Consider the following 24,932-nt stretch of genomic DNA (forward strand, 5'->3'; position numbering starts at 1 on the left):
GCTCTTCCTTTCTTCTCCCGTTGGGTGATCGGCGGCGCCCCCGGCCACCCCCCCGCCCGCTATCTGCGGCCGGGGCGGGCGGCGCGGCGCCCCGCCGGCCGGATAGACAGCGACTTCCACGTGGTGTGTGCCGATCGCAAAGATCGCGACGCCGCGGATTTCGCGCGATGGGTGCAAGTACAGCTCGATCGGCACGCCGGTGAGGTCCCGGCTTCCGCGCGGCGCGCTGTCACCGGCGCGGCGCGGTTCCGGCAGGCCGATATCTCCGATCCGGGGATGGTGTCCGCGGCGGTGGCCGGTGACGGACCGGTCGCGGTCTATCTCGCGCTACCACCGGCACTGTTCCCCGTCGCGGTACGGACACTGGACCGGGTGGGGTTGCCCGCGGGCAGCAGGATCGTGCTCGAGAAACCGTTCGGCGAGGATCTGGCGAGCGCGGTGGAACTGAATCGGCTGCTCGCGGACCTGGTCCCCGAAGAGGCGATTTTCCGGGTCGACCATTTCCTGGCGATGACGACCGTACAGAACCTGCTCGGCAGCCGGCTCTCCAACCGCGTCCTCGAACCCCTCTGGAACAGCGCGCATATCGACAAGGTCGAGATCATCTGGGAGGAGACCCTCACCCTCGAAGGCCGGGCCGGCTACTACGACCACGTCGGCGCGCTCGAGGACATGGTGCAGAACCATCTGCTGCAACTGCTCTGCCTCGTCGCCATGGAGCCGCCGATCACGCTGTCCGAACGCGACCTGCGTGACCGCAAGGTGGATGTGCTGCGCGCACTGCGGCCGCTGACCGACGCGGAGATCCCGCGACGCACGCGCCGGGCCCGCTATTCGGCGGGCACCATCGGTGATCGCGACATACCGTCCTACATCGACGAGGACGGTGTGGATCCCCGGCACCGCACCGAGACGTTCGCCGAAATCGAAGTGGCCCTGGAGAGCTGGCGCTGGTCGGGTACCCGGTTCATCCTGCGCAGCGGGAAGGCGCTCGGGGCCGACCGCAAGGAGGTAGCCGTCCACTTCCGCCCGGTCCCCCATCTACCCTTCGACCGGCACGCGACGGCGCGGCCCAATATCCTGCGATTCGGCCTCGATCCCGAAACACTCACGCTCGCGTTGAACGCGATCGGCGGCAGCGCCGAGAGCCTCGTACCGCTCACGATGTCGGCGCGGATCCAGCACCCGGACCTACCGGCCTACGGTCGCCTTCTCCTCGATGTGCTCAACGGCGACCCGGCACTGTCCATCCGGGCCGACGAAGCCGAGGCGGCGTGGCGCGTCGTCGATCCGATCATCGCGGCGTGGTCCCGCGATCTGGTTCCCCTGGAGGAATATCCGGCCGGTTCTCCCGGCCCGGATCCGCGTCTTCCCCCGGACGCGGCGCGGCACCACGATGGGCCGTGACGGTCCGCCGGTGATCAGGTCCCGAGATCGACGGGCAGCCGGCGCAGGCCGTGCAGCGCGCGGGACTGCAGGAGGGTGGGCCGGCCCGCGAGGCGAGCGTCCGGATACCTCTCGAAGAACCGCTGTACCGCGACCGTGGCTTCCGCCCGGGCCAGCGCGGCCCCGATGCAGAAGTGGATTCCGGCGCCGAAGGTCAGGTGGCGGTGCGGTTCCCGCCGTCCCGGGTCGAATACCTGCGGGTCGGTGAATATCTCCGGATCCCGGTTGGCGGCGGCGAGCAGCAGGACGATCGGCGTCCCCGCGCCGACGGTCCGCCCGCCCAGCGGGGTTTCGGTCTTGGCGACCCGGACGACGTACTGGACGGGGGTGTCGTAGCGTAGCGATTCCTCGATGACCGCGGTGTAATCCCCGTCGGCCGGCCGCAGATGGGGATAGCGCAGCAGGGTGTGCAGAGTGTTTCCGAGCAGGTGGGTGGCAGTGCCGAAACCGCCTACCAGCAGCATGCTGCAGGTGGCGATGGCTTCGCGCAGGGTCAGCCGCTCCGGGCACTGCGCTGCCAGGCCCGCGACGATCCCGGGGCCACCCGGGTCGGTACCGCTCAGACGCTCCCGGAAGTACGTGGTCATCTCGGTGACCAGTTCCCGCGACCGCTGCCGCTCCTGCGCTGTCCTGGCACCGTCGAGCAATGAGGCGAGCACATGCCCCCAGGTGGCGAAGAGCGGGGCGTCGGTCTCCGGCAGGCCGAGCAGATGCGAGATCATCGCCATCGGCACGGCTTCGGCGTACCCGGTGATCAGGTCGGTGGACCGGCCCCGTGGCAGTTCGTTCAGGTGGTGTCCGGCGATCTTCTCGATCCGAGGTCCGAGATCGGCGAGTTCGCGCCGGTGGAATACCGGCGCGACCGCGGATCGCAGTTCCGTGTGCCTGGGCGGTTCGAGCTTCAGGAAGGAATCGTCCACCGGGTGCACGAGGGTGACGTCGCCGGTCTCGTTGCGGCGCCGGGCCGACGCGCCGATGGGTGCCGGACCGAAATCGCCACTGGTGAGTACCTGGTGGCACAGCGCGTGCGAGGCCGTGAACAGCAGGCCTCGGCGGCTGGCGACCAGGCCCCCCGCGGCACGGACCTTCTCGTATTGCCGATGCCGGTCGGCCCCGGGCGGGGCCCAGAGTATCCGGGCGCCGGGATCACCGCGAAGGACATCCGAGAAGAGCCGCGCCTTCTCCAGCGAGAGTGCTGCCATGGTGGCGATACCGCCCGCCCTAGGCGCCGACGGCCGATTCGGCGGGTGTCCGGCGGGCGGGGTGGTAGCCGGACCAGTAGTACTGGCGATAGAAGTTCTCGGCCAGCGTCACCCAGGTGTTCAGCCGGTCGCGATCGCCGAGGAAGCGGTGCATATTGACCAGCAGCCAGCTCCATACGGCCTGGCTGTCCCGGCAGTTGTCGCAGTCTCCGGTGGTGGCACAGTACTGCACACTGTGATCGGTCCGGTAGGCGTTGAAACGGCCGACGATCGGATGTCCCTCGGTCAGCCGGCGGGTGTGCGCCGGGTGGTCGTTGCTGATACTGGGGCAGGTCTCGGCGCCGAAGGTCCCCCAGTGGGTACGGCCGGTGACCAGGGTGCGGTAGTAGTAGGGATCCCCGATGACAGTTTCGGGATAGGTCTCGCGCATCCGGGTCATTTCCTGGATCGCCCGTTCCTCGTTGTGCAGGCGTGCGGTGGGATCGGTGCCGTTGTCGCTGTAGTACCCGAAGTTGATCTGGTTACCGTTCTCCGCGATGGCCTCGACGGTTTGTTCCAGGTACGGCATCCCGGCCTCACTGAGCGTGTAGACCCAGGTGGCCCGCGGGTCACCGGCATAGTGGCGCAGTGCCTTGCCGAACAACCCGCTGATCCGCCGGCCGTTGGGCCCGTGACCACGCAACTCGTCGTCGACCGGACCACCACCCCACAGCGAGACGGCGATGGCGAGATTCTCGAACCCTTCGAAGGGGATCGGCCGCGTCCCGTTCGTCACCACCGTGACATTGCGGATCGTCTCCGCGAATACCCGGACCCGGTCCAGCACCAGCGCCGGTTCCCCGCCGATCAGCAGGGTGCTGGTGATCTTCTTGGTATCGCGCAGATCTTCGGCGAACGCGCGGATGGTGTCCAGATCGCGGATCTCCACACTCTGCTTGTCCATATCGTGTTCGAAGAACCAGCAGCCCTTGCAGCGCAGGTTACAGGCATCGGTAACCCAGACCTCCACGGTGCGGATTCCCCGGGCCACCTCGTTCACGCGCAGCAATCGCTCCGCCAATGCCGGATCCTCTTGCGCGAGTTCGAATGCGCGGGTTAGTATGCGTTCCTTACTTGGCCTGACGTCCAGAAAAACGGGCTGAGGCACGACATCCTCCTCGGTGCGATGCGGCAGGTTTTGCGCGCTGCTGGATGTCACCGGCAGGTCTACGGTGTCGGAAGGGCCGACGGTGCTGCCGATGCGCTGCCGAATCACGGGTTCGGCAGGTGGTTGGCGAGAGGGCGGATACGGAGCGGTTCGACGGTACTGAGCTCGTTAGCGCTAGAAATGATTCTAGGACAAACCCTGATACAGCGCGATCATTCCGGATGATCACTGGCACTTTTGGCGCCCACCGCCCGAATTGTCGGATTTATTCCGGCGCAACGGGTTTCGTCACGGACATCCGACACTCCCCTACCCCGAGGCCGGGCTGGATGCGCTCGCGTAACGCGAAGCCATCCGGTGCGGCACGCCCGCGGCCGCACCGGAACGGCATCACACGCCGAGCGGCGGTGAGGGCGGGAACTGCACCGGCATCGCGGCGAGCGCGCGGTGGAAAGGGCCCGGCCGCCAACGCAGTTGGTCCACCGGGCAGGCCAGCCGCATCTCGGGAAGTGCGTCGAGCAGCTGATCGATCGCGTTCTGCGCGACCATATAGGCGATCGACTTGGCCGGGCAGGCATGCGGACCCGAACCCCACGCCAGATGCGCGTTGTTATCGGTGTACTGGCCGGAGTGGATCGCCGGATCGTTGTTACAGGCCGACATTCCGATGACGACCGGCTGATCCGCGGGCAACCAGACACCGTCGAGCATCATCGGCTGGCGGGGGTAGCTCAGACAGTAGTTGGCCATCGGCGGGTCGGTGTACAGCAATTCGTTGAGCGCGTCCCGGGTCGTCGGGGCCGCGCCGGGCGATGCCGTACCGATGAACCGCGGATCGGTGATCATCAGCAGCAGAGTGTTCACCGTCAGATTCGTCAGCGGCTCGATCCCCGCGCCGTACAACACGGCCAGCTGGTGCACCATCTCCGAATCCTGCAGCCCCGCCGAGTGCGTCACCAGGCGCGAGGTGATATCACGGCCGGGCCGGGCGCGTTTGAGCGCGACCAGCTCCAGCAGCGCTTCGTTGATCCTGGCATCCGCGTCGGTGGCGGCGGCGCCGCCTTCGAACATGGCGGCCATACCGGCGGCGATCTGCTGCCCCAGATCCAGGGGACAGCCGAGCATGGCGTTGAGCACCTGGAAGGTCAGCGGGAAAGCGTATTGACCGATGATCTCGGCTTCACCGTCCAGGCAGAAGCCGTTGATCAGCGGTGCGGCCACCGCTTCGACATTCTGGTGCATCGAGAACAGATCGACCCCGTCGAGAGCGGCGGTGATCGCCTGACGGTACCGGGCATGTTCGCGTCCGGTACTGCGCATCACATTGGGACGCCACGCCATCATCGGCATGAGCGGATGGTCGGGGGGAACGGTCCGCTCCCACGCCCGGGCATCGGCCGGAAAATGGTCGGGGTCGTTGAAGATACGAATCGCGGTCTGATAGCCGAGCACCAGCGTCGCTGGAATTCCGGGGGCCAGTTCGACGGGTGCGAGCGTCCCGTACCGATGGCGCATCAGCTCGAAAACACGATGCGGATCGGCGGCGTACTCCTCGGTGTACAGAGCAACGCGAGGCGGTGCGCCGGCCGGGCCGGGGGTGGAGTAAGGGCATCCGGCGGTACCGGTTTCGGGCGACGGTAGAGACTTGGTCAATGCCGGGAACTCCAATGAAATCAACAGCGACAGAACAGGAGAAAATGTCACCTCTGGGACATCTCTTGTGTCGGAACAGTATTGGTGTCGCGCACCGGTCGCAACCGAGAGGAAAGTGCGATCGGCCACTATGGGTCCGGTCTGCGAATTCACAACAATCGATGAATTTTTTTAGATGTCACATTTCCGCCGAAATGGCTTCCGCGTCGACTCCGCGCCGTTCCGCGGTGCAGTTCGGGCTGCCCCCGGGGGCCCGGGACGGACACACCCGCACCATCGGTCGGGCCTGTCGGTGTTCCTGGGTAGCGTCTGATCCTGTGGAAGCCGGTGAACGTATCCAGGAGCTCGCGGACCGCATCACGACGCTGCGCGACGCCTACTATCGGGGCTCGCCGCTCGTCGCGGATGCCGAGTACGACGCGATCGAGGACGAGCTACGCGACCTGATCGCGGCCCGTCCCGACCTCACCCCCGACCCGAACCCATTGGATCAGGTCGGGGCGCCCGCGGTGCTGCACGCTCCCATCCGGCATTCGCGCCCGATGCTGTCGCTGGAGAAGTCCACCACGCCAGAGCAGGTCACGGCGTTCTTCGACCGCTTCCCGGGTCAACCGGTGGTCGTGATGCCGAAACTCGACGGTCTCTCGCTGGCGCTCGTCTTCGAGGACGGGCGGCTGCTGCGCGCGGTGACCCGCGGCGACGGCACCACCGGCGACGATGTGACCTACCTGGTCCGGGCGCTGGTCGACGGAGTGCCCGAGCGGATCGATGCCACCGGGCGGGTGGAGGTGCGGGGTGAGGCGGTGATGCTGAGGTCGACCTTCCTCGCCTACAACACCGCGCACCCGGACAAACCGCTGATCAATCCGCGTAATGCCGCAGCCGGCACCTTACGCGCGAAGGATCCGTCATCGGTCGCCGAGCGGCGGCTGCGATTCTTCGGTTTCGATCTGGACGCCGCAGAAGGGGAGGCCGCGCGCGATCTCGAGGAGGGCCTGCGGGCCCTGGGGATCGACGGTGCGCGGATGCGCCTGTGTGCCGACGCCGAGCAGGCGCAGGCCGTGATCACGGCGATCGAGCAGGGTCGCAACGACCTCGACTACGATATCGACGGCGCGGTACTGCGGCTCGCCGACCGCGCGGCCTACGCCGCGGCCGGCACCCGGTCGAATTCCCCGCGTGGCGCGCTGGCCTTCAAATTCGCCGCCGAGGAGAAGACCACCCTGCTCAACGAGGTGGTCTGGGATGTCGGAAAAACCGGCAAGATCGTCCCCGTCGCCTGGCTGGAACCGGTCTTCGTGGGCGGTACCACGGTCACGAAAGCGACCCTGGCCAACCAGCAGGTGATCCGCGCCCGCGATATCAAGATCGGTGACACCGTGCTGGTGCGCCGCGCCGGCGATGTGATCCCGTTCGTGGCCGGAGTACTGGATGCCTCGAAACGCACCGGCGACGAGCGCGAGATCGTGGCGCCCGAGGTATGCCCGTCCTGTGGGCAGCCGGTCACCGAACAGGGAAACAGCCGGGAACTGTTCTGCACCGATGTCTCCTGCCCCGCGCAGACGGTGCGCCGTCTCATCCACTGGGCATCGCGGGCGGCAGCCGATATCGACGCGTTCGGGCAGGTATGGATCGAGCGGCTGGCCGAAGCGGGCATCCTCGAACACCCCTCGGATTTCTACACGTTGACCAAGGATCGGCTGCTCGAATTCGAGCGCATCGGTGAGGTCTCCGCCGCCCGCATGATCGATTCGATCGAGGCCGGCCGCCGGGTGGGGTTGCGGCGGGCGCTGATCGGGCTGGCGATTCCGATGGCCTCCGACGGCACCGCGGCCCGGCTGGCCCGCGCCGGTTTCCGGTCGCTGGAGGAGGTCGCCGACGCCGGCGCGGACAAGCTGGTAGCGGTCGAGGATATCGGCCCGAAGGTCGCGGCCTCACTGGTCGAGCACCTGACCCGGCTGCGGCCGGAACTGGAGCGGTTGCGGGCCGCGGGCGTCTGCCTCGATGTTCTCGAGGAGGACCTGCCGCCGGTGGTCGCGGCCGGCGCACCGCTGGCAGGTAAGACGGTGGTGATCACCGGCGCCATCAGTGATCCCCGCTCCGGGGAGAAGGTCGCCCGGCCGACGTTTCAGCGGTTGTGTGAGCGGGCGGGGGCGACGGCGGCCTCCTCGGTGTCGGCGAATACCGATCTGCTCATCACCGGCGCGGGCGTCGGCGACAGCAAGCTGGCGAAAGCGGAGAAACTCGGTGTCGAGGTCGTCGATCAGGGCGAGATCTGGCAGCTGCTGATCGCCGCGGAAGTCGTCTGACCCGAGGCCCAACGGCCCTACCCGCCGGGGCCGTTGGGCCATTTCAGCATCGATCCGGCGTCGACCCGGATGTGCTGGCCGGTGATGTAGCGGCTGTCGTCACTCGCCAGGAAGACTCCCAGGTTCGCCGTATCCTCCGGTTCGATATACGGGATCGGCATCGCCTGGAAGATGGTGAACAACGGTTCGGCGTCCGCACGGGTGGCGGTGGTGCCGGCGGCCCGCAGATCGGGCCGGAACACACCGTACATACCTTCGTTCTGCAGCAGGTGGGTATTGCAGTTGGTCGGGTGGATCGCGTTGATACGGATCATCTTCGGCGCGAGTACCAGGCACATCTCGTCCACGTACTCCATGACGATTCGTTTGCTCCAGCCGTAGCCAGCGCCGCCGGGGCCCATATCCGGATTGTCGGTGGTCCCCCGGATCATCCCGGCGGTAGATCCGGTGACGATGATCGACGCGCCGGCGGACAGGTGCGGGATGGCGACCGCCACGGTGTTCATCACACCCAGCAGATCGACATCGGAGGCATCGACGAACTGCATCGGATCGGGCTGTCCCATCGCCATCGGCAGGATCCCGGCATTGGCGACGACGATATGGATACCGCCGAGTTCGTCGACGGCCACGTCGACCGCCTCCCGTAGCTCGGCGCGTTCGCGGACGTCGGCGATTCGGGCCAGCACTCTTCGCCCCAGGCCCTCGACCGCGCGTTCGGTCTCCGCCAGATCCTCGGGGGTCGCGAGCGGGTAGGGGTTGGAGGGAATATCGCGGCAGATGTCCAGCGCGACGATATCCGCGCCCTCCCGCGCCATCGCCACCGCATGGGCGCGGCCCTGGCCGCGCGCCGCGCCGGTGATGAGGGCGACCTTTCCCGCCAGTTTGCCTGCCATGAGTTGTCTCCTTCGTTCGCGGCCCGGGAGGATCGGGTCGTCCTGTACGCGGGGTGCCGGCGCCGCGCGGCACCGGCCGGGATTCACGTCGTCAGCACCGGCAGCTGGGCCCACCCCCGGACGCTGGAGGTATGCGCGCGTTCGGCATTCGCGTAGTCGACCTGCCAATCCGGCCACCGCCGGAGTACCTCCTCGATAGCCACTCTGGCTTCGAGACGGGCCAGTGCCGAGCCGAGACAGAAATGCACACCGTGCCCGAAACCGAGATGCCCGGTGTCGCGGTGGATATCGTAGGTATCGGGATCGGTGTACCGGGCGGCGTCTCGATTCGCCGAACCGTTGAGCAGCAACATGAACGACCCTTCGGGCACGGTGCGCCCATACCAGCTGATATCCCGCGCGACATAGCGCGCCTGCACCGGGGAGGGTGGCTCGAAGCGCAGAGTCTCCTCGACCGCTCCCGGAATCAGGCCGGGATCCGCGACGAGTTCGCGCCGCTGATCGGGATGATCGGCCAGTAGCTGACCCAGGAAGCCGATCAGCCGCGTGGTGGTCTCGTTGCCCGCACCGGCGATCATCGCCGTATAGGCCAGAACCTCCGTGCGGGTGAGCCGGCGAACGGTACCGTCGGTCTCCTCGACCTCCGCGTTCAGCAGATCGGTCATCAGGTCGTCGGAGGGGTGGGCGGCGCGCCATTCGATGTACTCGGCGAACACGACGATCGATTCCTCGAACAACTTCGGGTTGATCTCCCCGGGCGTGAAACCGGCGGCGAGCTCGATCCGCGAACCGGCCCGGTCGCGGATATCGGCCTGATCCTGTTCCGGAATCCCCAGCAGGTAACCGATGGTCTGCATCGGCATCATGGCCCCGAGATGTGCGATGAAATCGAACCCGCCCGCCCCGATGAGCGGATCGAGCGCCCGTTCGCAGAAGCTCCGGACGAGATCCTCCACCGCGAGCATGCGCCGCGGCGTGAAAACCTTGGACAGCAGTTTGCGGTGCAGATCGTGTATCGGCGGGTCCTCGAACAGCAGAATTCCCGGCGGGACCTCGAGATTGTTGAACAGGATATCGGCGGTTGTCCCCCGCCCGGAGCGATAGGTCTCCCAATCGGGTAGTGCCGCGGCGACGTCGTCGTACCGGCTCAGCGCGTAGAAGTTGTACCTGTCGTTGTGGTACAGCGGCGCTTCCTCCCGCAGACGTCTCCACACCGGGTACGGGTCGTCGTCGATATCGAAGTCGAACGGGTCGTAGTACAGCGTGACCGCGTCGGTATCGGTCATGGTCGGCATCCTCTCGGCCGGAAGCGAGCACGAGATCTCGCTATTCGGGCTGGTTCTGCACACCTGGGAAGAGTTGCTCGGCCGGGCCGGCCGTCACCCAGCCCCCGAGTTTGGTGGCGAGGTGCGGCGCGAAGACCGCGCCGTACAGCGCGGTCCCGAGCGCTACCACGGCCACGACCGAGAGCGCCGAGGAGCCGATCCGGGACCTCGCCTTCGAATCGGCCCAGATATCGATGATGGTGCGCCCCCGCTCGTCGGTCCGGCCGAGGAGGTAGGTGAACACCATCATCTGCAGCGCCATGGCGACGGTGTCGTAGATCGGGTACTGGTGCTTCGTACCTTCGAATATCGCCAGCCCCGGGATCACCCGGCCGTAATAGAACAGGCCGAGGCGGGCGCCGATGACGGCGTTGAACACGAAAGCCCAGGTGAAGCCGACGAAGAATCCCACGGTGAGATATACCGGCGGGCGCCGCCAGCCGAACCGTGTGATCAGCAGGCGCCCGATGGCGACGCCGAGGAAGGCGGGCAGCACGAAATAGGCGATATATCCCGGCGGCACCGAGGCGGGCAATCCACCCCAGGTCATATCGAGCGGCCACCAGGACGGCATCCGCGGAATCGCCGGCGGGAACTGCGCGTACATCGCCCAGTCGTACGGCGCCTCGATCCAGGAGATCGAGATGGCGGCGATGCACACCAGCAGCAGCGGATGGAGCCGGCGCCGGCGAATGGACAGATACGTGCCGAGCGCGACGAAGGTGAATCCCCCGATATACGCGAACGCGATGGACGCGGTCAGCAGCGGCGTCAGTTCGGTGTTCATCGGTCACGATCCCGCCCGGGGCGGCGCCGGGCTTCCGGATCGAACCGGAAGACGAGACCGACGACGACAACGAAGATCAGCAGCATCGAACCGATCATGATCACTTGACCCACGTTTCGAAACCCTCCATCGGCCAACAACGCCAGCCTCGAACCTAATAGTTGTTCCTTTATACCGCACAGCTCGCGTCCGCACGCCGACTTTCGCTCCCATAGCCCGTACCCACTCCCGTCGGCCAGTGGACACGAATTCACGCTTCAGCAGCCTTATTGGCGTGCTACTCGCCCCTGTCACCCAAGTCGAACCATCCAGAGAAGTCGCCTCGACGACCATCTCGCCCAACCAGCCGACGATAAGGCAACCAAATAGCTGTTCCGAAATGTCGGCGTGCACGAACCCCGCCCACCGAGATCCGGGCACCCCACCGATCCGGCCTCCGGGCTTCCCATCGCTCACCCTGGCGTGGTCGCCTCCGCTCCGGGGTCGGGAGTGTGATCCGTCTCGTTGCCCCGGTTGCCGACGTCCACCAAGCGGTCGGCGCCGGTGATCTCATCGCTGGGCAGGACGAGTCGCGTAGGCTGTGCAGTACGGGCTCACGACATCACCTTGAGAATCCAGGGTCGGCCCGGTTCCAGTCGCTATGAGCGTCTCTACCGATTCGAGCCATTATGGATTCTCACGCTCCCCTGCCGGAACGCCCGGTCTCCGGTTCGGCCGCACCGTCCAGATCGCCGGGCAGTCAACTGACATTCCGGCTCCGGCTCCGCGGCGATACCGTCGTGCTGGCCGTCCGCGGTGCGGCGGACGCCTTCACCCTGCCGCTGTGGCGGCAGAAGCTACGCGAAACCGCCGAGGCGATCCCGGCCACCGGGGGCGCGCTGATCGTCGACGCCGGCAGGCTCGAGTTCCTATCGCTGCGTACGCTGGCCGCCCTGGCCGCGGATGCCGAGTACTTTGCCCGCAGCGGCGTCCGGATCTGCCTGGTCACCGGCGATCGGCGAATGGGTCGCTTCGCCACCCGCGATCCGCGGACCGCGACCCTCCCCATTCGCTCCACGGTGGTGGCCGCGCAGACACTGCTGAAGCCGTCCCGGCGGGGTGCCCCGCCCCCGGACAGCCGGCCCCGGCCCCGGATACCGCAGATCACCGCGGACGAGTCCGGCAACACCGGAACCCGGCCGCCGCACTACCTGGCCGGGCAGACCATCGCGGCACCGGGCGACGGCCATCGCGGCACGGTGGCCACCCGGTCGATGCCGTACCGGTCGTAGCGCGGACGTACGGGCCTCGATCGCATCCGGTTTCCCACCCCTGATCCCGGGTATCACGTACCGGTTCGCACACCGGGCCGATGGCCTTCCGGTACCCGATGCCGTTCGAGAGATCGGAGGGAGCATGACCGCCGAAGCGAGTGTGACGATCCCGGTGCCGGTCCGCGAGGTGTTCGCGATCCTCGCGGACGGCTGGCTGTACGGACTGTGGGTCGTGGGTGCCACTCATATCCGGGCGGTGGACAGCGGCTGGCCGGAAGTCGGCACCCGTATCCACCACAGCGTCGGGGGCTGGCCGCTGTCCCGGCACGACAGCACCGAGGTCCGCGTCCTCGACGCACCACACGGACTCGAACTCGAGGCACGGCTGTGGCCCGCCGGAAAGGCGCGTATCCGGCTCGACCTCACCGAGACGGCACCCGGCCGCACCGAGGTCGGCATGGCCGAGCGCATCAGCGGGGGCCCCGGCAGGTTCATACCCGGGCCTCTCCAGGACCTTGCGCTGCTCCCGCGCAATCAAGAATCATTGCAGCGGCTCGCCGCGCTCGCCGTCGGGCGGTCGGCGCACAGTGAGCCCGGCGCGGAGCCGTAGGGGCCCGGAGGCGGAACACACGACGTCCTGGCAGCCGCCGGTGACCACCGTCCTGAGGCATCCCGGCACGGGGGCGTGCCGCTGGGGTACGACCCGCCGTGGGCACACGTACGCTGAGAAGACGACAGCATTGCCCGCTGTCCGGTCGCGACCGCGCCGGTCACGCGACCCCGGCGGGGCCACCGCCGGCGAAAGGCGCACCGCAATGTCCGACGCAGAGACCGGCTCCGGATCGCCACAGGAGTCGTCCCGCCTGCCCGCCGACCTGGCCGCACAGCTGGGCGACCTGGCACGGTACCTGGAATCACTGGACGACGGCGAAGCGACGCTGCAGGGGATCGTGGATACCGCGGTGCAGACGGTTCCCGGCGCACTGTACGCCGGCCTCTCAGTGGTCGCCCGCCGCCAGGCGATGACCACTCCGATCGCCTCGGCCGAACTCGTCCACGCGGTCGATCGAGCTCAGATCGAACTCGAGCAGGGCCCCTGCCTGGACGCGCTGTACAAGCGGCACACCGTGGCACTGCCCGACACCGGCACCGAGAACCGGTGGCCGCTGTTCGCCGGCCGGGCCGCCGCCCTCGGGGTCGGCAGCATGCTGTCCTTCCAGCTGTATGTCGTGGGCGACGACCTCGGAGCCCTGAATCTCTACGCTGCCCGTCCCCACTCCTTCGGCGCCGACTCCGAACGCATCGGTCTGCTCTTCGCCGCGCATGCCGCCGTCGCCATGGCTGCGGCGCAACAGGTTTCGCAGCTGAAACGCGCGATCGACACCCGCGACCTCATCGGGCAGGCCAAGGGCATTCTCATGGAACGTCACAAACTGACCGCCGATCAGGCCTTCGCGTTACTCGTCCGGGCCAGCCAGCACACCAACACCAAACTCGCCGATATAGCCGAATACCTCTGTCACAGCGGCGAACTCCCGCCGGCTCACTGACCGGCACCGCGATCACTCCGGCAGCGGCCGCAAAGGCGCCACGGCGGGACCTTCGAGCACCTTGCCGTCGATATCGAATCGAGAGCCGTGACACGGGCAATCCCAGCTCGTTTCGGCGTCGTTGAAGGCGACCACGCAACCCAGATGGGTGCAGACCGCCGACACCGAATGCAGTTCGCCCTCGGGGTCGCGGTAGACGGCGCACCGTTTACCGGCTCGGCGCATCACCGCCCCGTGGCCGGGTTCGAGGTCGGCGGCGGAATCCACGAATGTGCCCGGGGCGAGACGATCACCGACGAGATGGCGCCCGACTTCCAGCCCGGATTTCAGGAGGGTCGCAGTCTCCACGCCGGGATGCAGCCTACGGGGATCGTAGATTCCCGCCCACGGCACCGGATGCCCGGTGAGCTCGCCGGCCAGCAACCGCGCGCCCATCACCGCGTGTGTCATCCCCCAGCCGCCGAAACCCGTGGCCACGTACACATTACGGGCTCCGGGATGGAAGCGCCCGATATAGGGCAGGCCGTCGGTGGTGGTGTTGTCCTGGGCGCCCCAGTGCCAGTCGAGGGATTGCACCGGGAAATGTTCCCGGGCCCAGGAAGCCAGCCGATCGAACCCCGCCGCGGTCGATTCCGTACCGGGGCGCATATGTTCGCCGGTGACGATGAGCAGGCGGCGGCCGTCCCCATACGGCGCGGTACGCACCGACCGGGTGTTCAGCTCCGGCGTGATGTACATACCGCCGGGATCGTGCGCGTCGTCGACCGGACCGGCCACCGCCAGTTCCCGGCGCGGCTGCAACCGCGCGAACAGCAGCGCGCGGTCGAACACCGGATAGTGCGTGGCGACCACGACGTCGCGGGCCCGGACGGTCGTACCGTGTTCGGTCGTCAGCCGGCAGGGCTCGCCCTCGTCCAGGCCGACGACGCGGGTGCGTTCGTAGATCTGCCCACCGGCACGCACCAGGCGCGCGGCGAGTTCCAGTAGATACCGCCGTGGGTGGAATTGGACCTGATCGGCCACCCGGACCGCGGCGGCCACCGGGAACGGGAGTCCGGTGTCGGTGACCAGCGACGCCGCCAATCCCGCCCGTTCGGCCGCCTCGGCCTCCGCCCGGATCGGGTCGGCTCGCTCCGGATCGGTCACGTAGGTATAGGCGGGTGCTCGCTCCAGATCACAATCGATACCCAGCGTCGCCACCGTAGTGGCGAGATGCTCGACCGCGTCCTGCTGGGAACGGGCGTAGGCGCGGGCCGTCTCGGCGTCGAACGACGACTCCAGCGAGTGGTAGATCAGCGTGTGCTGGGCGCTGACCTTGGCCGTGGTGTAACCGGTCGTACCGCTGACGATCCGATCGGCTTCCACTACGGTGACCGATCGACCGGCTGCGGCGATCTCCCAGGCGCAGCACAGTCCCGCGATACCGGCGCCGACAACCGCGACATCCACGTCGATATCGCCGGCGGAACGCGGATACGAGGTGGCTTCGCTCGACTCGATCCAGTACGACTCGCCTGTTCCGATCGATTCCTTCATAGCCGGCGGCTACCCCGCGGACCCGATTCGACACAGCATCACCCCGGCGCCCGGCGATCCGGTCGCCGCCACGCTCGGCAGCGGTCCCCGGTGCCGACGTGAGGGCCGGCACAGGGCATATCGGACCACAGCGGAGAGAATCGGCGATCCGCGGATTCAACCGGCAGATGCCGGGTAGGCGCCATAGGTCCACCGAACGAACCGATATTCGGAGGTAGTTATCGTGGCGGAAGAACGCACCGGCCCCCGCGAGGGCATCGAAGGCGTCGTCGAGGGCGTCAAGGGCAAGGCCAAGGAAGTCGGCGGCACCGTGCTCGACAACAAGGACCTGCGTGACGAGGGAGTCGCACAGCAGGACAAGGCCGAATCCCAGCGCAAGGTCGCGGAGAAGGAGGCGGAGGCCGAGAAGGCCCGCGCCGAGGCCGACGCCGACGAATCGCGGCAGCAGTCGCATCAGGGGCGGTGACACCGGCCCGGCCGCGAAAAGTTCCACGCCGGCCGCTTCGGTGGTTCGGGGTGGGAACGGTTAAAAATGGGCAGTGGCCCGGCCGATCGGCCGGGCCACTGCCCTTTCTCCTGCACGTATGCCGGTCGACCGGCGGGCGGCTCAGGCGGCCTTCCCGGAACCCGGTTCCGCGAGGGCCTGCTCCCGCAGTGTCCGCGCGACCCGGGTGAGCATGCGCGAGATATGCATCTGGGAGCAGCCCATCACGGCCGCGATCTGGCTCTGGGTCCTGTCCTCGTAATAGCGCAACAGCAGGACCCGCCGCTCCGTTTCGGGCAGCCGGGCGATCAGCGGCCCCACCGCCTCGGCGTCCTCGATCAGGCTGTAATGCGGGTCGGTCTCACCCAGCCGGTCCACCGGGGACGCGCCGTCACCGCTGTCGTTCGCCTCGGGGACGCCATCGAGCGAGTCACAGGTGTAACTGTTGGCGGCGATCATGGCCTGGGTGATCTCTTCCACAGTGGTGTCCAGTACCGCCGCGAGTTCGCGAGCGGACGGTACGCGGCCCTGCTCCTGGGTCAGCGCGGGCGTCACGGCGCTGATGCGGGCCTGCAGTTCCTTCATGCGGCGGGGCACCCGTACGGCCCAGCCCTGATCGCGGAAATATCGGCGCACTTCTCCCAGCATGGTGGGAACGGCGAAAGCGAGGAACTGGGTGCCGACCGCGGGGTCGTAGCGGTCGACCGCGTTGACCGCGCCCAGGCGCGCCACCTGCAGCAGATCGTCGAAATCGATACCGCGGCCGGCGTAGCGGCGGGCGATGTGATCGGCGAGGGGTAGACAGCGGTCGATGATCTCCTCCCGCACGCGTGTGCGGGCCGGATCGGCGGAATCGAGGGCGGCGAGTTCGCCCAACGCGGGTTCGAGGTCGTCGTAGGGGTCGCGTCCACGGTGACTCCGCTGCGCCGAGGCAGAGGGCGGCGGGCGGGTGTATCCGGATGGTTCGGCCATTGCGGCCTCCTCAATCGTTTTCGTCGCGTCCTGCTGCGGCTCACTCGATGCGCGATCGAGGTCGTGAAGGGTCGAAATCGGTCACGCGGATCTCTATCGGACACGATCGATCGTCAGCTGGAAGAAACGCTGGGCATCGCGGGGATTGCGCTGTGGTCCATCCGGTGCCCACCTCGGCACACGCATCGCGAGAGGTTCGGCCCTGGGTGCTCAAGGTAAACGAGCCCGCGACTCCAGCCTAGGCCACCGGCATCATCCCGCAACCCCGTCGAAGCCGCCCCTGGTACCGACGCGCGGTATGACCTGCGCGCGAAAGAAGATTTCCGGGTGCCGCGTGGCCGGCTAGCGGCCCTTCGCCGGCCGGTTGGTCGCGGCCCGGCGTTCGGCCTCCTTGGCCTGGACCCGTTCGTCCTCGGCGCGCACCGCGGCATAACTCTCGCGTTCGCGGACCAGCCACTCCGGCGGGTCGGCGAGGAAGGCGGCGATCTCGTCCGCGGTGAGCGAATCCGACACCCCGGCCCGCGTCAGGCCGCTGTTGGAGACGCCGAGCTTGCGCGCGACGATGTCACGCGGGAAGGGCCCGGTGCGGCGCAGCTCGGTGAGCCATCCGGGCGGGTTCGCCCGCAGTTCCTCGAGCTCGGCCCGTGATATCGGGGTGTTCCGGAACTCTTCGGGAGCCGCCGGAAGATGGATGCCGAGCTTGTTCGCCGCGGTCAGCGGCTTCATCATCTGCGGTTTCTTATCCGGGCTCACCGGGACAGCGTATCGGGCCGCGAGCCCGGTCCGGATGCCGCGGTGCCATACGCTTGCCGATATGAGCCGGTTCTCCTCGATCGATGTGCAGCGCCTGCGCTGGTTCGCCGCAGTCGCGGAGGAACTGCATTTCGCGCGGGCCGCCAAGGCGTTGCGTATTTCCCGCCAGAAGCTCAGTCATACGGTCATCGATCTGGAGAACGAGCTCGGCACGAAGCTGTTCGTGCCCGGGGCGCAGCCGACCCGGCTGACCGACGCGGGGCAGGAGTTGCTGCGGGAGGCGCGCGCTATCCTCGCGCACGCCGAGAACGAGCGGGACAGCGCGGCGCCCGAGGTCCCCGCCGCGCTGCGGGTGGGGTTCGTCCCCGGTGTCACCGTCACCAAATGGGAGCGGATCTGGGGACAGCGGTTCCCCGAGACCCGCCTCGAATTGGTCCCCGTCGCCCAGGCCGGCCAGGAGGACGCGCTGCGCGAGGGACTGGTCGATATGTGCTTCGTCCGGCTGCCGATCGACCGCGACGGTATGAACGCGATCCCGCTGTACCGGGAGCTGCCCGTCGTCGTGGTACCCAAGGATCACGAGATCGCGCTGTTCGACGAGGTCCGCATGGCCGATCTCGCGGACGAACGCCTGCAGGACACCGCCGATATCGACTCCGTCCGCAACGCCATCGAACTCGTCGCCGCCGGCGTCGGGGTCGCGGTCGTGCCGCATTCCATCGCCCGCCTGCACCACCGGCGCGATCTGGTCTATCGCACGGTGACCGATACCGGCGATACCGAGATCGCGCTGGCCTGGCCCGCGCCACGGACCACCGAACTGATCGAGGAGTTCGTCGGCGTGGTACGCGGCCGTTCGGAACGCAGCTCCCGCTCCCCCGCCGGAAAAGGCACCCGATCGGAGTCGCGGAAACCGGCGGCGGCGGCGAAGAAGCCCCGCCCCACGAAGAAGCCGGCGGCCGCCGCGAAGAAACCCGCGCGGGGACGCAGACGCTAGCGCGGACCGCGCAGCTCGGCTCCGCCCCGGCCGGAGCCGTTGTGAACTACGCTGCCCCGGTGCGACATGCTTCGGGGCCGGGACTGCTGCCCGCGGCCGCCAGTGATTTCGTGGGCCGCGACCGGGAACTGCAGAAAATCGGCATGGCATTGCTCGGCGGCACCCGGCTGGTCACGCTGATCGGCGCGGGCGGGATCGGCAAGACCCGGCTGGCGACCGAGGCCGTGCACCGGTTCCGCCGGGCACGCCGGCTGCCGGTGCACTGGGTGCGGTTGGCGTTGCTGTCCCCGCGGGCGGACGCGACCGCGGTCGAGGAGCAGGTCGCCGCTTCGGTGGTGGAGACCGATTTCTCGGGACGCCCGGCCTGGGAAGCGGTGCTGGACACGCTGCGCCGCCGCGACGCGACCGGACGTGATGTGCAGACGATCCTGGTCATGGACAACTGCGAACATGTGCTCGACGGAGCGGGCACGGTGATCGCCGACCTGCTCGACGCGGCACCCGGGCTGACCGTGCTGGCCACCAGCCGGGAGGCCATCGGCTGGGTCGACGAGCAGCTGGTGCCGGTGCCCGCGCTCTCCCCCGGCCAGGCGCTGTCCCTGTTCCGCGCTCGCGCGTCCCTCACCGGGCACGGCCTCGCCGAGAGCGAGACCGAGACGGCAGCGGCGATCTGCCGGCATGTCCACAATCATCCGCTGTACATCCGGCTGGCGGCCGCACGGCTGTCGCGTCAGCCCCTGCCGGCGATCCTGCGTGACCTCAGCGGTGAGGCGGGCGACCGGCGGTTGCAGTGGCGCAACGGGCCCCGGGTGGGCGCCGACGCCCGGCACCGGGGTATCCGCGATGTCATCGCCTGGTCCTACGATCTGTGCGGTCCCGAGGAGCGGCTGCTGTTCGACCGTCTCGCCGTATTCGCCGCCGGCTACGACGCGGACCAGGACGGCACCGACGGTCCCGGACCGGATGTCGGCGCCGAACTCGAGGCCGTCGAAAGGATCTGCGCCGACGAATCCCCGCACGGTGGCGGCCTCGCCCCGGCCGATATCGAGGGCCTGCTGGAGCGGCTGGTCGACCAGTCCCTGGTCTCGATCCATCTGAGCGAGAACGCCGTACGCTATTCGCTGGCCGAGACCATCCAGCTGTTCGCCCGGCAGCGTCTGGACGAAGACCCGGTGGAAGCCGACCGGCTGGCACGCCGGCATCGCCGCTACTACCGCGACAAGGTCGTCGCCGCCCGGACCGGGTGGTTCGGGCCCGATGAGCAGAAGCTGCTCGAATGGGCGCGGGCCGCCTGGGACAATCTGCAGTGCGCCATGGCGAGCAGTCTCGCCACGCCCGGCGAGGCGGCGGTCGGCCTCGAGATCGCCACCGGGTTGATCGCCCTGCGAACACCGTTCTTCACCGGCTCACTGCGGGAACTGCGCCGGTGGGCCGAGCGCGCACTCGAGGCCGGCCGGTCTTCGGAACCCGAGCCGGCGCCGCTGCAGGTCGCGGCGATGTCGTTGATCGCCTGGGTCGGCCTGTGCCAGGGCATGCACCGGGACGCGGAACTCGTGCTCGACGAATGCGTCGCGCGCTGTGTCCCGGACGCGGCGGCCCGGTCGCGCTGGCGCGAAGAACCCGAACGAGACCTGGGCCTGCCGGCCGCGGCCGAATTCGCGCGCGGTGCGGAGCTGATGCTGGTCGGCTGCGAGGTACGGGCGATCGATGTGCTGGCCCGGGCCCGGGCCCGATTCGCCGCCGAGCGGGACGAGGGCGGGGCCGCCATGGCCGAACTGTTCGAAGCACTGGCCACGGCGTTCTTCGGCCCGCCCGAACAGGCGCTGGCCACCTGTCGCGCCCACCTGCGCAACGCGGAACATTCCGGTGCCCCGTGGGCGATATCGTGGGCGACCCTGGCCGCGGTGATCGCGATGGGCAAACACAGCGACCCGCACGAGGCGCTCGCCCTGGGCCGCGCGGCCCTGTCGAATCAGCTGGCCATGCGTGACCGCTGGGGCGAGGCATGGGCCGTGCAGATCCAGGCCTGGACGCTGGCGCGCCTGGCGGCCGGCGCGAGCGACGATCCGGCGAGCGATTCGGCCGCGCGAGCGCGTGATATCGCGCGGCTCCTCGGCGGTGGCGCCACGCTACGTGAACGGCTCGGTGTGAATATCGCCAATTTGGGTCCGTTCGCCGCCGAGACCGAATTCGCCGCGACGATCGCCCGCGACATTCTGGGCGACGACGAATTCGCGGCGGCGGAGCGCGAGGGCGCCCGGCTGCGGCCGGAGGCCGGCGAGGTCGCGCAACTGGCACTGGGAAACCTCGAGATGGACCGGCTGCCCGTCGACCACCCGGTCCGTCGCGACCGCCCGTCGGCGTGGCGGCAACTGTCGGCGGCCGAACAAGAGGTCGCCGTCCTGGCCGCGGCCGGCTGGACCAATACGGCCATCGCCGCCCGGCGCGGTAGCTCCTACAAGACCGTCGATGCCCAGATGGCGGCCGTACTGCACAAATTGATGATCGGTTCGCGAGCCGAGATCCGGCCCCTGGTGCCGCCCGGGCGCCGGGATCAGGTCGCCGAAGAGGCGGCACGAAGACCGCAACGGCGCAGGTCGGCCCCGCGTCCGGGGCGTTCGTAGCGGATTGCCGTCCGGGGCCGCGGCGGCGGCGCACGCGCGTCTCTACCGATGCCGCGCATCCACCTATTGGGTGAGCCTCGGTACCGCGTGCGGCCGTCGAAGGCCAACGGCCGCAAGCATCTTCACCTGCCGATGCCCACCGTCCCTCGCTGGAGTCCGCCACCGTGCCCATACCGCCCACCGCCGCCACCGGTCACCCGGCCTCGCCCGCCGACGCCGACACACCGCGCGTTCCGCTGTATTCCCCCGACTTCGCCGCCGACCCGCACGGCGCCTACCGGAAGATGCGCGACGCATACGGCTCCCTGGTCCCGATCGAACTGGCGCCGGGGGTTCCCGCGACGCTGGTGGTCGGGTATCGGGCGGCGTTGCGAATTCTCAACGATCCGGCACGTTTTCCCGCCGACCCCCGGGCCTGGCAGCGCGATATCCCGGCCGATTGCCCGGTGCTGCCCGTCCTGGAGTGGCGTCCCAGCGCCATCCGCAGCGCGGGCGCCGAACATATCCGGTACCGCGGGGTCAACACGGCCGGGATCGACGGGATCGACCTCCACGCGCTGCACAGCGTAGTCGGGCGGATCGCCGGGCCGCTGATCAACGCGTTCTGCGAATCCGGGGGTGCCGATCTGGTCACCCAGTACGCCTTCCCGCTGGCGTTCGAGTCGATCAACGCGCTGCTGGGGTGCCCGCCCGAGATCGGCGGCAAGGTCGCGGCGGCGACCCAGGCCGTGTTCGACGGCGTGGACGCCGAGCACGGGAACCGGATGCTGGGCGCGGCGGTGCTGGAACTGATCGACCTGAAACGGGCCGAACCGGGCGATGACATCACCTCGCGGGTGCTGGCCCACCCGGCCGATCTCGACGAGTCGGAGCTGATCCATCAGATCGTCGTCCTCTACGGCGCCGGGATCGAGCCGCTGCAGAACCTGATCGTCAACGCGCTACTGCTGATCCTCACCGACGAGCGGTTCGGCGGCAGTCTGCTCGGCGGCGCGCTGTCCACCCGGGACGCCCTGGACGAGGTGCTCTTCGAGGATCCGCCCATGGCGAATTTCAGCGTCACCTACCCCCGGCAACCGATCTTGATCGACGGGGTCTGGTTGCCCGCGCACCAGCCGGTGGTGATCAGCCTGGCCGCCTGCAACAACGATCCGGCGATCCAGGCCGGCGACCACACCGGTAACCGGTCCCATCTGGCCTGGGGCGCGGGCCCGCACGCCTGCCCGGCGCGATCCGCGGCCTACCTGATCGCCCAGGGCGCGATAGACCAGTTGCTCGACGCCCTGCCGGATGTGCGTCCCGCGGTCACCGCCGATGAACTCGTCTGGCGTCCCGGCCCGTTCCACCGCGCGCTCGCCGCGCTGCCCGTGACGTTCCCACCGGCGCCGCCACATATGGTGTCCTGACCGTCACGGGCCCGCGGACCTGCGAATCGTCCAGCTGCGGCGTGGGCACCGAGACGAGATCAGCGGACCTGCCGCACAGCCCTTTCGCCGAGTTCGACGAGGCGCGCCATATCACGGGGGCGGGCGAAGGTATCGGCGAACGCGTTCGCCAGGACCGGATCGTCCTGCGCGGCCTGCATGATCCGTTGCAACTCCGGAGGCGGAGCGAGAACGGTGGCGGTCCACCGTGCGGCCGGATGGGCGGTCCCGGTGAGCCAGGGTCGCGCCGCCGACAGCATCCACTCCCGGTCGAAGGGGCCTGCCGGACGCGCCAGTATCGCCGCCGCGTACGCCGCCGCGCAGTGCGCGGCACTGTTGGCGCCCTGGGCGCCGCCGGGATCCATTCGGCAGACCACGTCCCCACCGCCGAGCACCGGGCGCCCCGACGGCAGTACACCGACCGGCAGTCGCACCACCGGGGTCACCGCGCCGGTCACCGTGGCTCCGGCATCGGTCGGCTCCGCCCGGCGATAGCGGTCGGCGAGGTCGGCGGGCAGCACCGACGCAAGCAACCGGCGGGCCCGCTCCCACCGCTGCGCGCCGGACCGGTAGCCGGCGAAAACGTCGAGCTGACCACCGGGCAGGGCTTCGATCAGGAGCATCTCGCACTGCCGTTCCCGGCCCGGCGCGCCGGTGAGACCGGGATAGGAGACGATCTCGCCCAGTCCGGGAAGTCCGATGTAGGTCCCGAGATCGTCCGGGTCGGCGTCGACACCGTCCAGGTAGAAGACCGCGAGTTGCCGGGCGGGCCGTGCCGGCGCCGGCCACTCCGGATCGAGCGGGAAACACGCGGCCGTCTGCCCGGACGCGCGGGTGAGGACGGTCAGCTCGGCACCGGAGGCATGGCGTTCGAGTTCGGCCACCGAGGGGTCGGCGATCTCCAATTCCCCACCGGCATCGACGTAGTCGGTGAGCCAGCGCGCGAACACGGTGCGCTGATCGACGCTCTGCGCCGGCCGGGTGAACCGTCCGGCCCACGACAGGACACGTTGGGCGTCCATCACCATCGACAGCCGGATACCACGTATCCGCGGCGCCGTGGCCTGCCAATGCCCCAGGCCCGCGGCCTCCTCCAGGTCGAGCGTCGCGGGAAATTTCACCTGGGTACTGGTCACCGCCCCGTTCAGGACGGCGGCCGCTTCACGAGCGGCCACCAGCGTGACCGGCAGCCCGCCGCGCCGCAGCCGATGCGCCAGCGGCAGCCCGCATTCACCCGCTCCCAGAATCCGGATACCTACCATCACACGCCCTTTCCTCACCTGCTGTGTCGTCGGTGTGATCGTCGGCGAATAGGTAGAACCGGCACATCGGTACCGGCCGGACGCGACCGGTGGCAGGTAGGTCCGGCGAGCCGACGGCCTATCCGGAATCCCGTGTGCGATCCAGCGCCGCGAGGACGGCGAGGATGTGGCCGCGGTGCCGGGGGTCGCCCGACCACAGGTCCTGGAACTCACGATCCGCGCCCGGCGCGATCGACTGCGTCAACCAGGTGATCAGCACACCGGTACCGTCCGGGGTCGGGGCGAAAACCGTCCCACCGAATGCCGGATCCGCGAGTTGCGCGGTGTCACCGGTGAGAATCTCGGCCAGCGCCAGGGCCGTCACGTCGTACAGGTACTCGTCGGTGGCGGGATCGGCGCCGAGCAGGCCTTCCGCCCGGGCCGCGTGCACCAGTTCATCGGCCGTGACCCGGTCCCGGCCGCCGGCGACCTCCGCTACCAGCGCCAGTACTTCCAGACCCTCGTCGCTGTCCAGCGCCTTGACGCCCCACGCACCCACGGTGCTCGACTCTAGCGGCCCGGCCGGACCCCGCGCCGACCGTCCGCCCCGGCGCCACGACAACCGAACTGTGTGGCGTGCCCACCATTTCATTCGGCACGGCTTAAGGTCTGACTCGATCCGCCCATCCGGGGCAGCTGAGTGGAGGGGTTCGAAGAATGAAGTTCGGGAGAACGACCGCCGCCGTATTCATGACCATCGCGGCCATGGGAATCACGTCGGCGACCGCGCCCGCGGAGCCCGCGCCGCGGCCGGCCGCGGGAGACGCGATTTCCGGTGTGGACCACGGCATCGGCTACCTGATCCACGTTTCACCGGCCGACGGGACCGTTGTCGCCACCGTCGAGAACGGCACGTTCGAACCCGCCCGCGACGGCGCGGTCCTGCTCGCCACCGGCGACGGCACCCCCGTCATGGAAGTGCCGCTGCGGTACGCCGCCGACGGCCGTTCGATCTCGGTCGCGCAGCACATAGCCGCGAACGGCCATACGCTGACGCTGACACCGGATGCGCCGGCGGCCGATATCGCGCGGGTGCGCGATATCGGTTCCTACAACCGCCTCGCGGATCAGATCACCAAGAACCTGCCCGGTGTGGTCGGCGGCGCCATCGTGGGCGGCCTGCTCGGGGCCTGCCTGTTCCTGATCTGGGGTGTCAGTATCCCGGTGGGGGTGCTGGTCGGCGGCACCGTCGGCGGCTACGTGCAGGGCGGCCCGGAATTCCTCGACGCCGTACAGGCTTTCGCCACCGGGCAGCCCTGACCCCGCGGTCGGG

Annotated in this window: 21 protein-coding genes; 10 read left to right on the forward strand and 11 right to left on the reverse strand. The window is 68.8% G+C overall.

Going from position 1 to position 24,932, the window contains the following annotated elements; translation table 11 throughout:
• Nucleotides 1-1,407 (forward strand): glucose-6-phosphate dehydrogenase (locus ACWDU1_RS01065; RefSeq protein WP_449994721.1); only part of this gene is annotated, 1,407 nt, incomplete at its 5' end.
• A gap of 14 nt (nucleotides 1,408-1,421) precedes the next feature.
• On the opposite strand, the gene ACWDU1_RS01070 is transcribed toward ACWDU1_RS01065, so the two are convergent.
• From ACWDU1_RS01070 to ACWDU1_RS01080, 3 genes are all read right to left on the reverse strand, one after another.
• Complete coding sequence (locus tag ACWDU1_RS01070) at nucleotides 1,422-2,648, reverse strand: cytochrome P450 (RefSeq protein ID WP_449994723.1); 1,227 nt, start codon at nucleotides 2,646-2,648, stop codon at nucleotides 1,422-1,424.
• Between the two features lie 19 nt (nucleotides 2,649-2,667).
• Complete coding sequence (locus tag ACWDU1_RS01075) at nucleotides 2,668-3,708, reverse strand: radical SAM protein (protein WP_449994725.1); 1,041 nt, start codon at nucleotides 3,706-3,708, stop codon at nucleotides 2,668-2,670.
• A gap of 477 nt (nucleotides 3,709-4,185) precedes the next feature.
• Nucleotides 4,186-5,448, reverse strand: a complete 1,263-nt coding sequence (locus ACWDU1_RS01080; RefSeq protein WP_449994727.1) for a cytochrome P450 — start codon at nucleotides 5,446-5,448, stop codon at nucleotides 4,186-4,188.
• 317 nt (nucleotides 5,449-5,765) lie between these two features.
• Here ACWDU1_RS01080 and ligA point away from each other — a divergent pair, with 317 nt between their 5' ends.
• Nucleotides 5,766-7,757 carry an NAD-dependent DNA ligase LigA gene (gene ligA, locus ACWDU1_RS01085; protein ID WP_449994728.1) on the forward strand — a complete coding sequence of 664 codons (1,992 nt, stop codon included), beginning with the start codon at nucleotides 5,766-5,768 and terminating at the stop codon, nucleotides 7,755-7,757.
• A gap of 17 nt (nucleotides 7,758-7,774) precedes the next feature.
• Here ligA and ACWDU1_RS01090 read toward each other — a convergent pair whose 3' ends face one another.
• From ACWDU1_RS01090 to ACWDU1_RS01100, 3 genes are all read right to left on the reverse strand, one after another.
• Nucleotides 7,775-8,653, reverse strand: a complete 879-nt coding sequence (locus tag ACWDU1_RS01090) for a mycofactocin-coupled SDR family oxidoreductase (protein WP_449994729.1) — start codon at nucleotides 8,651-8,653, stop codon at nucleotides 7,775-7,777.
• A gap of 83 nt (nucleotides 8,654-8,736) precedes the next feature.
• A complete protein-coding gene (locus tag ACWDU1_RS01095; RefSeq protein ID WP_449994731.1) occupies nucleotides 8,737-9,939 on the reverse strand; it encodes a cytochrome P450 in 1,203 nt (400 codons plus the stop codon).
• Nucleotides 9,940-9,979: 40 nt separating this feature from the next.
• Nucleotides 9,980-10,765 (reverse strand): spirocyclase AveC family protein, encoded by a 786-nt coding sequence (locus tag ACWDU1_RS01100; RefSeq protein WP_449994733.1) that lies wholly within the window; start codon nucleotides 10,763-10,765, stop codon nucleotides 9,980-9,982.
• Nucleotides 10,766-11,433: 668 nt separating this feature from the next.
• Between ACWDU1_RS01100 and ACWDU1_RS01105 the strand changes: the two genes are divergently transcribed.
• The 3 genes from ACWDU1_RS01105 (at nucleotide 11,434) to ACWDU1_RS01115 (ending at nucleotide 13,568) form a co-directional block, all read left to right on the forward strand.
• Nucleotides 11,434-12,036, forward strand: coding sequence for a hypothetical protein (locus ACWDU1_RS01105; protein ID WP_449994735.1), 603 nt, complete (start codon nucleotides 11,434-11,436; stop codon nucleotides 12,034-12,036).
• A 124-nt stretch (nucleotides 12,037-12,160) separates the two neighbouring features.
• Entirely contained in the window at nucleotides 12,161-12,628 is a 468-nt protein-coding gene (locus tag ACWDU1_RS01110) for an SRPBCC family protein (protein WP_449994737.1), read from the forward strand.
• A 205-nt stretch (nucleotides 12,629-12,833) separates the two neighbouring features.
• Nucleotides 12,834-13,568: a GAF and ANTAR domain-containing protein gene (locus ACWDU1_RS01115; RefSeq protein ID WP_449994739.1), complete on the forward strand. Its 735-nt coding sequence runs from the start codon at nucleotides 12,834-12,836 to the stop codon at nucleotides 13,566-13,568.
• 12 nt (nucleotides 13,569-13,580) lie between these two features.
• On the opposite strand, the gene ACWDU1_RS01120 is transcribed toward ACWDU1_RS01115, so the two are convergent.
• Nucleotides 13,581-15,104: an FAD-dependent oxidoreductase gene (locus ACWDU1_RS01120; RefSeq protein ID WP_449994741.1), complete on the reverse strand. Its 1,524-nt coding sequence runs from the start codon at nucleotides 15,102-15,104 to the stop codon at nucleotides 13,581-13,583.
• Nucleotides 15,105-15,327: 223 nt separating this feature from the next.
• Between ACWDU1_RS01120 and mbp1 the strand changes: the two genes are divergently transcribed.
• Complete coding sequence (gene mbp1, locus ACWDU1_RS01125; RefSeq protein ID WP_449994743.1) at nucleotides 15,328-15,570, forward strand: microaggregate-binding protein 1; 243 nt, start codon at nucleotides 15,328-15,330, stop codon at nucleotides 15,568-15,570.
• A 141-nt stretch (nucleotides 15,571-15,711) separates the two neighbouring features.
• Here mbp1 and ACWDU1_RS01130 read toward each other — a convergent pair whose 3' ends face one another.
• Together ACWDU1_RS01130 and ACWDU1_RS01135 are read right to left on the reverse strand one after the other, a co-directional pair.
• Entirely contained in the window at nucleotides 15,712-16,560 is an 849-nt protein-coding gene (locus ACWDU1_RS01130; protein ID WP_449994745.1) for a SigB/SigF/SigG family RNA polymerase sigma factor, read from the reverse strand.
• A gap of 342 nt (nucleotides 16,561-16,902) precedes the next feature.
• A complete protein-coding gene (locus tag ACWDU1_RS01135; protein WP_449994747.1) occupies nucleotides 16,903-17,313 on the reverse strand; it encodes a DUF5997 family protein in 411 nt (136 codons plus the stop codon).
• A gap of 61 nt (nucleotides 17,314-17,374) precedes the next feature.
• On the opposite strand from ACWDU1_RS01135, the gene ACWDU1_RS01140 reads away from it, so the two are divergent.
• From ACWDU1_RS01140 to ACWDU1_RS01150, 3 genes are all read left to right on the forward strand, one after another.
• A complete protein-coding gene (locus ACWDU1_RS01140; RefSeq protein WP_449994749.1) occupies nucleotides 17,375-18,310 on the forward strand; it encodes a LysR family transcriptional regulator in 936 nt (311 codons plus the stop codon).
• 59 nt (nucleotides 18,311-18,369) lie between these two features.
• Nucleotides 18,370-20,934 (forward strand): ATP-binding protein, encoded by a 2,565-nt coding sequence (locus ACWDU1_RS01145; RefSeq protein ID WP_449994750.1) that lies wholly within the window; start codon nucleotides 18,370-18,372, stop codon nucleotides 20,932-20,934.
• Between the two features lie 170 nt (nucleotides 20,935-21,104).
• Nucleotides 21,105-22,340, forward strand: coding sequence for a cytochrome P450 (locus tag ACWDU1_RS01150; RefSeq protein ID WP_449994788.1), 1,236 nt, complete (start codon nucleotides 21,105-21,107; stop codon nucleotides 22,338-22,340).
• A 59-nt stretch (nucleotides 22,341-22,399) separates the two neighbouring features.
• On the opposite strand, the gene ACWDU1_RS01155 is transcribed toward ACWDU1_RS01150, so the two are convergent.
• Nucleotides 22,400-23,620 carry a styrene monooxygenase/indole monooxygenase family protein gene (locus ACWDU1_RS01155; protein WP_449994790.1) on the reverse strand — a complete coding sequence of 407 codons (1,221 nt, stop codon included), beginning with the start codon at nucleotides 23,618-23,620 and terminating at the stop codon, nucleotides 22,400-22,402.
• A gap of 118 nt (nucleotides 23,621-23,738) precedes the next feature.
• Entirely contained in the window at nucleotides 23,739-24,158 is a 420-nt protein-coding gene (locus ACWDU1_RS01160) for a hypothetical protein (protein WP_449994752.1), read from the reverse strand.
• A 158-nt stretch (nucleotides 24,159-24,316) separates the two neighbouring features.
• On the opposite strand from ACWDU1_RS01160, the gene ACWDU1_RS01165 reads away from it, so the two are divergent.
• Nucleotides 24,317-24,919 (forward strand): hypothetical protein, encoded by a 603-nt coding sequence (locus ACWDU1_RS01165; protein WP_449994754.1) that lies wholly within the window; start codon nucleotides 24,317-24,319, stop codon nucleotides 24,917-24,919.
• The last annotated feature ends 13 nt before the right edge of the window (nucleotides 24,920-24,932 follow it).

Source organism: Nocardia sp. NPDC003345, assembly GCF_053589395.1.